The organism is Sphingomonas sp. Root241, assembly GCF_001428865.1.
Taxonomy (GTDB): domain Bacteria; phylum Pseudomonadota; class Alphaproteobacteria; order Sphingomonadales; family Sphingomonadaceae; genus Sphingomonas.
This window is the reverse complement of record NZ_LMIV01000001.1, coordinates 845366-854479: the sequence shown is the minus strand read 5'-3', so window position 1 is coordinate 854479 and position 9114 is coordinate 845366. Positions and strand designations below refer to the sequence as shown.

12 protein-coding genes are annotated in these 9114 nt (G+C 67.2%); 1 reads left to right on the top strand and 11 read right to left on the bottom strand.

Annotated features, from left to right (window positions below; genetic code table 11):
• Window positions 1-187: 187 nt before the first annotated feature.
• The 8 genes from ASE13_RS04065 to rplO form a co-directional block, all read right to left on the bottom strand.
• The gene (locus tag ASE13_RS04065) at window positions 188-1531 is read right to left on the bottom strand and encodes a sensor histidine kinase (RefSeq protein WP_056611769.1); all 1344 of its coding nucleotides are present in this window, start codon (window positions 1529-1531) and stop codon (window positions 188-190) included.
• On the bottom strand, window positions 1531-2223 hold the full coding sequence (locus ASE13_RS04060; protein WP_056611766.1) for a response regulator transcription factor: 693 nt from the start codon (window positions 2221-2223) through the stop codon (window positions 1531-1533). Before ASE13_RS04060 ends, ASE13_RS04065 begins: the two co-directional genes overlap by 1 nt.
• A 98-nt stretch (window positions 2224-2321) precedes the next feature.
• Window positions 2322-2492, bottom strand: coding sequence for a hypothetical protein (locus tag ASE13_RS19720; RefSeq protein ID WP_156404728.1), 171 nt, complete (start codon window positions 2490-2492; stop codon window positions 2322-2324).
• A 113-nt stretch (window positions 2493-2605) separates the two neighbouring features.
• Window positions 2606-2824 carry a hypothetical protein gene (locus ASE13_RS04055; RefSeq protein ID WP_056611763.1) on the bottom strand — a complete coding sequence of 73 codons (219 nt, stop codon included), beginning with the start codon at window positions 2822-2824 and terminating at the stop codon, window positions 2606-2608.
• A 7-nt stretch (window positions 2825-2831) separates the two neighbouring features.
• Window positions 2832-3332, bottom strand: coding sequence for an SRPBCC family protein (locus tag ASE13_RS04050; protein ID WP_056611760.1), 501 nt, complete (start codon window positions 3330-3332; stop codon window positions 2832-2834).
• Between the two features lie 34 nt (window positions 3333-3366).
• A complete protein-coding gene (locus ASE13_RS04045; protein ID WP_056611756.1) occupies window positions 3367-4020 on the bottom strand; it encodes an adenylate kinase in 654 nt (217 codons plus the stop codon).
• 28 nt (window positions 4021-4048) lie between these two features.
• The gene (gene secY, locus ASE13_RS04040; RefSeq protein WP_056611753.1) at window positions 4049-5404 is read right to left on the bottom strand and encodes a preprotein translocase subunit SecY; all 1356 of its coding nucleotides are present in this window, start codon (window positions 5402-5404) and stop codon (window positions 4049-4051) included.
• Between the two features lie 181 nt (window positions 5405-5585).
• Window positions 5586-6125, bottom strand: coding sequence for a 50S ribosomal protein L15 (rplO, locus tag ASE13_RS04035; RefSeq protein ID WP_056611750.1), 540 nt, complete (start codon window positions 6123-6125; stop codon window positions 5586-5588).
• A gap of 427 nt (window positions 6126-6552) precedes the next feature.
• On the opposite strand from rplO, the gene ASE13_RS04030 reads away from it, so the two are divergent.
• Window positions 6553-7251, top strand: a complete 699-nt coding sequence (locus ASE13_RS04030; RefSeq protein WP_056611747.1) for a hypothetical protein — start codon at window positions 6553-6555, stop codon at window positions 7249-7251.
• 134 nt (window positions 7252-7385) lie between these two features.
• Here the strand turns inward: ASE13_RS04030 and ASE13_RS04025 are convergent, their stop codons facing one another.
• The 3 genes from ASE13_RS04025 to rpsE all read right to left on the bottom strand — a co-directional run bounded on the left by ASE13_RS04025 (window position 7386) and on the right by rpsE (window position 9113).
• Complete coding sequence (locus ASE13_RS04025; RefSeq protein ID WP_056611744.1) at window positions 7386-8066, bottom strand: hypothetical protein; 681 nt, start codon at window positions 8064-8066, stop codon at window positions 7386-7388.
• A gap of 87 nt (window positions 8067-8153) precedes the next feature.
• Complete coding sequence (gene rpmD / locus ASE13_RS04020) at window positions 8154-8333, bottom strand: 50S ribosomal protein L30 (protein WP_056611741.1); 180 nt, start codon at window positions 8331-8333, stop codon at window positions 8154-8156.
• A gap of 6 nt (window positions 8334-8339) precedes the next feature.
• Window positions 8340-9113, bottom strand: coding sequence for a 30S ribosomal protein S5 (gene rpsE, locus ASE13_RS04015; RefSeq protein WP_056611738.1), 774 nt, complete (start codon window positions 9111-9113; stop codon window positions 8340-8342).
• Between the last annotated feature and the right edge of the window lies 1 nt (window position 9114).

Here is a 9114-nt window from a genome sequence, read left to right as displayed (position 1 = left end):
AGTGGCAAGGCGAGCGCAGAGAAGCGCAGCCGAGCAACCGGTTTTCGGAAGATGCGCGACATATGCAGCCGCAGAGGCGCTGTCAAGCGCCGCGGGCTGGTATCGCGGAACCGGATGCATACACGAACGTTGCGCGCGCGCCAAGCGGGATGACCTGACGCCATTCTCCTCCCTGCAACGGAGAGCTTTAGACAGGCACCACGATCGTGGCGATCAGCCCGGGATCATTGTCCCCCAGTTCGAGTCGGCCGCCGTGCAGCCGGGCGACGGATTCGACCAGCGCGAGGCCGAGCCCGGCACCGGGCAGGCTGCGCGCGCGGTCGAGTCGACCGAATCGGCTCAGTGCCTGCGCCCGGTCCGCCGCGGCGATGCCAGGGCCGCGATCGGCGGCGGTGAGGCGGAGCTCTTCCGTCGTAGTCGTGAGCGACAGCGCGATGGCACCACCCGCCGCGCCGTGGCGGAGCGCATTGTCGATCAGATTGGCAAGCGCTTGCGAAAGCAACTCGCGGTGCATCGGAACGGGCGCGACCGGCCCCGGCGGCAGTTCAACATCGAAGCGCATCCCCGCCTCTTCGACCACAGGCGCGTAGAGATCGGCGATCTCCTCGATCAATTCGACCGGATCGAGCGCGACGAGCGCGTCGCGGGTGACGGCCTCCGAACGGCTGATCTCGAGCAGCACGGCGAGCATCCGCATCACCAGATCGGTCTCGGCGATCAATCCGGCGAGCGCCACCTCGCGCTGCTGCGGGTGATCGGCCGTCGCCGCCGCTTCGGCCCGCGCGCGCAGCCGGGCGATCGGCGAGCGCAGATCGTGCGCGATCGAATCGGTGACGATGCGCAATTCGGCCATCAGCCGGTCGATCCGGTCAAGCATGCCGTCGATGCGGAGCGACAGCCGGTCGAAGGCGTCGCCCCCGCCCCCTTCGGTGCCGACCCGGCGCGTGAGATCGCCCGCCGCCACCGCATCGACCGCGCCGGCGATTCGATTCAGCCGACGCGTGACGTAGCGGGTGAGGACGAGCCCGCCGCAGACACCGAGCACGAGCGAGAGCAAAACCGCGAGCAGCAATGCGCGCTCGATCGTGCGCTGGGCGCGCTCCCAATCGTCGAGCATGCGGCCGGTGACCAGCCAGTCACGCCCGAGCGGTCGGATCGCGATTCCCGCCTCCTGCCCCGCCCAATCGCCGCTCGTGCCGAGCATCGCGATGCGGAAGCTCTCGGCGGCGGGCGCGAAGGCGAGCCGATCGGGCCCGACGCCGAGGCGACGGACACCGCCGCGATCCACGACCAGCGCGACGAGTGAATCATCGTCGGCCTGCGCGTCGGTGATGGCTTCGGTCAACGCCGCTACGCCGCCCGAGCGGTACACCGCGGCGAAGGCGTCGGCCTGCTGCGCAGTGTCGCGGCGCAGCGCCTCGATCGCGTCGTCATGCGTCTGCTGCCAGATCAGCCCGGCAAGCGCGAGGCTGGTGATCAGGGACAGTAGAACCGCGAGCAATGCGAGCCGCGCGGTGATCGAGATCCGCATCAGCTGTCGAGCGACAGGCGATAGCCCGCGCCGCGCACGGTGTGGAGGATCGGCGCGTCGAAGCCTTCTTCGAGCTTGCGGCGCAGGCGGCCGATATGGACATCGACGACGTTGGAGCCCGGATCGAAATGATAGTTCCAGATCTTCTCGAGCATCATCGTGCGGGTGACAACTTGGCCCGCATGGCGTGCGAGGAATTCGAGCAGGTTGAATTCGCGCCCGCCGATCGGAAGGGCGCGCCCCTGCCGGGAGACGCTGCGGGCGAGCAAGTCGATCTCGAGATCGCCGACTGTCAGCCGGGTGGTCTGGGGTTCGGCCCCCGCTCCGTCTCCGCGGCGGAGCAAAGCCTCGACACGGGCGAGCAGCTCGGCGAAGGCGAAGGGCTTGGTGAGATAATCGTCGGCGCCGGCGTGGAGGCCCTTCACGCGATCGTCGACCGTACCCAGCGCCGAGAGGATCAGCACGGGCGTGCGGATGTTGGCGGCGCGGAGCGCGTTGAGCATCGCGAGCCCGTCGAGCCCCGGCAGCATGCGATCGGCGACCACCAGATCGAAGATGCCCTCCGACGCGAGGAACAGCCCGTCGCGGCCGTCGCCGCAGACCTCGACTGCGAAGCCGGCCTCCTGCAGCCCCTTGGCCACATAGCCGGCCGAGGCGGCGTCGTCTTCGACGATGAGGATCTTGCGTGTCATCTGCGATCCCTCGCTTAGGACGCGGAACGGCCGGCGGAAAGAGGGGGATCTTCCGCCGGCCGTAAACGCCGATGCAGGGCAGAGCACCGGGTTTGGCGTTACTTGGCGTTCTTCGCCTTGACCGTCTTGGTCTTCACGGTCTTCGTGGGCTTGGCGGCCTTCTCGGCCTTGTGATGCTTGCCGATCGAAACGGTGGCGGCGCTCGCGATCGTCGGAGCGGCGATCATCGCGAGCGCTGCGACCGGGAGCAGGGTGCGGGAAAGCTTCATCGAAATCCTCCTCGGGAAGAAGGAACCGGCGCGCTGCCGGCCCTGCCCTCTTCCTAACCGGAGCCACCTCACGCCGCAGTGACGCGGGCATGAAGATTTTGTCATGCGCGAAATTAGCGTCTCGCGGCGCGCACCACGATCGCGACGCCAAGCAGGACCGCGCCGACCATGCCGCCGAGCGCGAGCAGGCCCGCTGGCGTCACCTCGACCTCGGCCACTGCAGAGGAACGCTCGCCGATCTGCAACCGGGCGGCGGCACGTTGGGGCTTGGCCAGCGGTCCTTGCGCCGCCTCGTCAGGTGCCGCGGGGACGATGTCGCGAACCTTGCTCATGCCGTCCTCAACGCTCGGCCGCGGCCTTGAGCCGCGTCCATTGGCCGCCGAGCACGCCGTCGACCGGCGCCGCGATGCCGGCGAGCCCGGGGCCGGCCACGGCATAGCTCGCAGTGAGCTCGGTACCGGCGCCCGAGGGCTTGAGCGTGACCGTCAGCACCGCAATCACCGGCATCGCCTGGAGCGGGCCCAGCCCACCGGTCAGGCGCAGCGTGTCGTTCGCAGCGAGATAGACGACCCGCATATGCTCAACGCCGCCGCTCGCGGTCTTCTCGCACCAGCAGCCACCGGGACGGGCGTCGAGGGTGAGGTTGGCGGCACTTCCGCTATAGGTATGGGCGCCATCCCACCAGCGCGCCGGCTGGATCAGCGTCTCCCAGACCTTGGCGGGCGGCGCGGCGATCGTCAGCTTGTGCCGTGTGGCGAAATTGGTGTCCGATGCCCGGACGATTTCGGCCGGAGCCGGGGTCGCCAGAAACAGCGGCAGTGCGAGCAATGACAGGCGCATCCGAACCCTCCCGTTTGCCGGGAGGCTAGGGCGTTCAGGCCTCGCCGTCGAGAATCGCGGCGATCTGGGCGCCGACCTGATCCATATCGGCCATGCCATCGACCCGCCGGACGAGCCCGCGGGCTTCGTAGATGGGCAGGATCGGCGCGGTCTTGGCGCGATATTCGGCCATGCGGGTGCGTACCGTCTCGGCATTGTCGTCGGGGCGGCGCTTGAACTCGTGATTGCCGCAGACATCACAGGTGCCTTCGACCTTGGGCAGCTTGAAGCGGTCGTGATAGCCTTCGCCGCACTGGGCGCAGGTGAAGCGGCCGGTGATGCGCTCGACCAGCGCATCCTCGTCGACCTGCAGCTCGATCACGAAATCGAGCTTGCGACCGCGCTCGGCGAGCAGGCCGTCGAGCGCTTCGGCCTGCGCCGCGGTGCGCGGATAGCCGTCGAAGATCGCGCCCTTTTCGGTATCGGCCATGTCGAGCCGCTCGCCGATGATGCCCGAGACGATCTCGTCGGAGACGAGCTCGCCCGCTTCCATCACGGCCTTGGCCTTGAGGCCGGTCGGCGTGCCGGCCTTGACCGCGGCGCGCAGCATGTCGCCCGTCGAGAGCTGGACCATGCCGCGCTCCGCCTCGAGACGGCTCGCCTGGGTGCCCTTGCCTGCACCCGGAGGGCCCAACAGGATGATATTCACTCGGTTATCCCCGTCCCAAGCTGCGCGTTCAGCGCATGCGGCCCTTCAGCTTCGCCTTCTTGATCAGATCGCCATACTGGTGCGCCAGCAAATGCGACTGGATCTGCGTAACCGTGTCCATCGTTACGTTGACCACGATCAGAAGGCTAGTGCCGCCCATCAGGAACGTCGCGCCGAGCGCCGACATCGCGAATTCGGGCGCGAGGCAGATGAAGGTCAGATACGCCGCGCCGATCACGGTGATGCGCGTCAGCACATAATCGAAATAAACCTCGGTATTCTTGCCCGGGCGGATGCCGGGGATGAACCCGCCATAGCGCTTCAGATTGTCCGCGGTCTCCTCGGGATTGAACACCACGGCGGTGTAGAAGAACGAGAAGAAGATGATGCCGGCGCCATAGAGCGCCATGTAGAGCGGCGAGCCGTGGCGCAGATAGATGTTGAGGTTGCTCACGAAATCGCCCCACCAGCTATCGCCCGTAGCCGCGGTGCCGGCGAACTGGGTGATCGTCAGCGGCAGCAGCAGCAGCGACGAGGCGAAGATCGGCGGGATCACGCCGGCGGTGTTGAGCTTGAGCGGCAAATGGCTGCGCTCGGCCTGCACGCCGCGCGCGGTCTGGCGTTTGGGATACTGGATCAGGATGCGGCGCTGGGCGCGCTCCATGAAGCAGATCAGCAGCACGATTCCGGCCACCGCGACCATGATCGAAATGAGACGCAGCGGATCGATCGTGCCGGTGCGGCCGCTCTCGAACAGCTGGACGAGCGTGGTCGGCAGGCGCGCGACGATGCCCGCCATGATGATCAGCGAAATGCCGTTGCCGACGCCGCGGCTGGTGATCTGCTCACCCAGCCACATCAGGAACAGCGTGCCGCCGACCAGCGAGATGACCGCGCCGATCACGAACAGCGGGCCCGGCTCGATCACGGGCGAGACGCCCTGCACGCCGACCTGCAGCCCGCTGGCGATGAAATAGCCCTGGACCGCGGTAAGGCCGACGGTGCCGTAGCGGGTATATTGGTTGAGGCGCTTGCGGCCGCTCTCGCCTTCCTTCTTGATCGCGGCGAGCGTCGGCGACAGCGACGTCGCGAGCTGCACGACGATCGAGGCCGTGATGTAGGGCATCACGCCGAGCGCGACGACCGATGCGCGGTTGAGCGCGCCGCCGGTGAAGCTGTTGAAGAAATCGAGGACGCCGCCCTGCAAATTGTTGGTCAGTAGGCCGAGCTGAGTCGGATCGATGCCGGGAATCGGCACATAGCTGAGCAGGCGGAAGACGATCAGCGCGCCGAGCGTGAACCACAGGCGCTTCTTGAGCTCCGTCGCCTTGCTGAACTTCGACAGATTGATGCTGGAGGCGAGTTGATCGGCTGCGGATGCCATGTGCGAATTCGTCCTGGAAACAAAAGCGGCGGGAAAGCGTTCGACCGCCCCCGCCGCTCATATAAGTCCTTCGGTCCCGAGGGCAATGCGGCGCCTGCCCCCAAGCCCGTTCGGCCTGCGCTCGTCGTGCTTCGACAAGCTCAGCACGAACGAAGGGCAGGTTTCCCCGCCCCTCGAGAAATCAGCCCTGCTTGCCAGCCTTCTTGGCGGCAATGACCTTCTGCACCGAACGGTGCTTGGCCTTGTGCTTGTCGGCTGCCGGGACGATCTCGGGGACCGTCACCGAACCGCCGGCCTTCTCGACCGCTTCGCGCGCCGACTTCGACACGCCCGCAACCGTGAAGTTGAGCTTGGCCGAGAACTCGCCCTTGGCGAGGAGGCGGACGCCGTCCTTGCCGCCGCGGGTCAGGCCCGCCGCGTTGAGCTCGGCCTGGGTGATGTCGGTCGCGGTCAGCTTGCCTGCATCCACTGCCTTCTGGATCGCGCCGAGGTTCACTTCGGCATAGTCCTTGGCGAAGATGTTGTTGAAGCCGCGCTTCGGGATCCGCATGTGGAGCGGCATCTGGCCGCCCTCGAAGCCGTTGATCGAGACGCCTTCGCGGCTCTTCTGGCCCTTCTGGCCACGGCCGGCGGTCTTGCCCTTGCCCGAGCCGATGCCGCGTCCGACGCGCATCCGGCCCTTGCGCGAACCTTCATTGTCGCGGAGATCGTTGAGTTTCATGGTCGTGCACTCGCTTTCGCTTTTGTCGCGCTGATTGAAAGGAAGCGGCGCGCATAGCGGCGGGATCGCGCTTTGTCACCCCTTATGTTTGCGCAGCCGGGCCGCGCGCTTGACACAGGGTTGGTTGACACGGTTGATACGTTTGCGGGTTTTTCGCCCGGCGCGGCAGCTACGCGCCTTCCGCGCACCACTCACGCGGCGGCGAGGCGATGGGTACGCACCGGGATCGCGACGTGCTGGGCCCGCGGTCGAGGGAACGCGTGCCAAGGCGACGCACCTGCACGGAAACGGATCAGCGGTTCAAAGAGCCCGGCGAGCCAAGCAGGTCAAATCCTACATTGCAAGCCGGGGACGGCGGCTTTGCTGCCCCTGGCCCGCCTGCTAGGCAACGTTGCCCCAGCTTTGCGTACGGTTCAGGAAAGCGAAGATGCTGAATCCCGGTTTTGGTCATGCGATGCGCGGAGCTTGTGCCGCGGCAGCGGCTTTTTCTGCGATTGTCCAGCCGACGCCGTTGCAGGATGCGCCGAAGCCGCCCGACCTCGCTCCACCAGCCTCCGTAGCCGGAGACTATGTTCATTCGGAAATGGAGCTCGTCGCGGGCATCCGGCTAAGCCCCGATGGAAGCTTCGAGTACGGCCTGACGGTGGGCGCGCTGGATGAGCGCGCGCAAGGCCGGTGGAAGGCCGTCGGCAGCCGGATCGATCTGATCAGCGCCCCGCGACCGGTGGCTCCTGTGATCACCGCAGAGCGAGTCGATGCAGCGCCGGGGAAACCATTCGCGATACGGGTTCTGGCTCCAAATGGTCGCGACGTGCCCGGCGTCGATCTCAGGATCGAATTCGACAGGGGCGAGCCGCTCGAATCTTATCTGGCTGGCGAGCTTTGGTCTCTTCCGACGGGCGAACAACGGGTGCCGCGTTTCGTCACGTTCAGCATGCCCTCGTACCGGCTGCGGTCCGAACGCCTGCCGCTGGACGCCCGCGTAGGAACAATCGCGATTTTCGCGCTGACTCCAAACGACTTCGGCGTGGTCGACCTGACCGGGGTGCATGCGGAAGCAGACGGTGAGCGCCTGACATTGCATCGTCCGGAAGGGACGATGCAGTTCAAGCGCGTCAGGCGTTGAGAGCGCCCTTCATATCTCTCGCGGTGACGTGCAGATCGGACAGTTGAGCCTCGACGGCAGCGGCGCCGCGATCGCTGAACTCTGACGCTGCGTCGGCGTCGCGCGCTGGTCCTTGGCACAGCGGGCCGCTCAGCTCACGGCGCCGGCGGCGCGCCGGCGGGGCGGGTAATCAGCTTGGGCGCCTCCGCTCCCTCGACGGCGAGACGGGCGCGTTCGCCGTCCGCCCGGTCCTCCAGCGACAGCCACGCGGTGTCGCCCTTGGTGCCGAGCCGGATCCCCTCGGCATATTTGCCGACGGGATTGGCATAGTTGACCGTGAAGCCGGCAAAGCCGCTCTTCTCGTTGACGATCATCGCCACCGCGTCGCCGCCCGAGCGATCGAGCGCGATCACGCCGCGGCCATTGTCGAGCCAGCTCATCGCGCCGCGCTCCGACCCGTCCTGGTCGTGCAGCACCAGCCCATAGGCGCCGGCGACGCGCGGATAGCTCTTGCCGCCCAGGCGCGGATTGGGCTCTTCGCCCAAGATCACGCGATCCTTGCCCTTGTCGTCGAGCACTACGATCGAGGCGGTCTGCCCATCCTGGCGCTCGCGCCCCTCGGCCGGGGGCGGAGCACCGATCAGAATGCGGGGCTTGCCGGCGGCATCGACGATACGGATCGCGTGCGCTTCGATCACGTTCGGCGTCCCCGGTGCGAAGCCGGCGACCGCCACGCCGATCGCAACGACCCCGATCGCGGCAAGGCCGGCGCGATGGCGGGCAAGGCTGCGTTCGAGCCGGGCGATGCGCAATTCGGTATCGGTGGGTCTGCTCACGGATTCTCTCCTTCGGCGGCGACGCATACGGAAAAGGGGCGGTAGTTGCCTACCGCCCCTTCTCGATTTCGTTCAGGTCACGAAGGCTCAGCCTTCGACGACCTCAACCATGTGCTGCACCTTGCGGATCATCCCGCGGACCTCGGGGCTGTCCTGCAGCTCCGAGACCTTGTGCATCTTGTTCAGGCCAAGGCCGATCAGCGTTGCGCGCTGATCGCTGGTGCGGCGGATCGGCGAACCGGTCTGCTTGATCTTGATGGTTGCCATGATCGATTACTCCGCGATCGCGGCCGCATCGGCCTCGGCGGTCGAAGAACCACCCCGGCCGAGCAGGTCGGCGATCTTCTTGCCGCGGCGCTGCGCAACGCTCTTCGGCGAGGTCTGCTCGCCGAGCGCTTCGAAGGTGGCGCGGATCATGTTGTAGGGGTTCGACGTGCCCACCGACTTGGTGACGACGTCGGCAACGCCCAGGCTCTCGAAGATGGCGCGCATCGGGCCACCCGCGATGATGCCGGTACCGGCAGGCGCCGTACGAACCGTGACGCGGCCGGCACCGAAGTGACCGTTGCCGTCATGGTGCAGCGTGCGACCTTCCTTGAGCGGAACGCGGACCATTGCCTTCTTCGCGGCCGCAGTGGCCTTGGAGATGGCTTCCGGCACTTCGCGCGCCTTGCCGTGGCCGAAGCCGACCCGGCCCTTGCCGTCGCCGACGACGACCAGAGCCGCGAAGCCGAAGCGCTTGCCGCCCTTCACCGTCTTCGAGACGCGGTTGATGTGAACCAGCTTCTCGATCAGCTCTTCGCCGCCGTCATCGGTAGCGCCGCGCGGACCGCCGCGATTGTCACGACCGCCGCGACCGCCGTCACGGCCGCCACGACCACCGCCGCCGCCCGGGCCGCCACGACCACGACCGCCGCCGCCCGGACCACCGCGACCGCGACCACCGCCGCCGCCCTGGCCACCCTGATAGCCGGTGCTCTCCTGCGCGGGAGCGCTGGCTTCGGCGGGAGCGCCGCCAGTTTCTGGCGTGTTGTTCTCGTCAGCCATT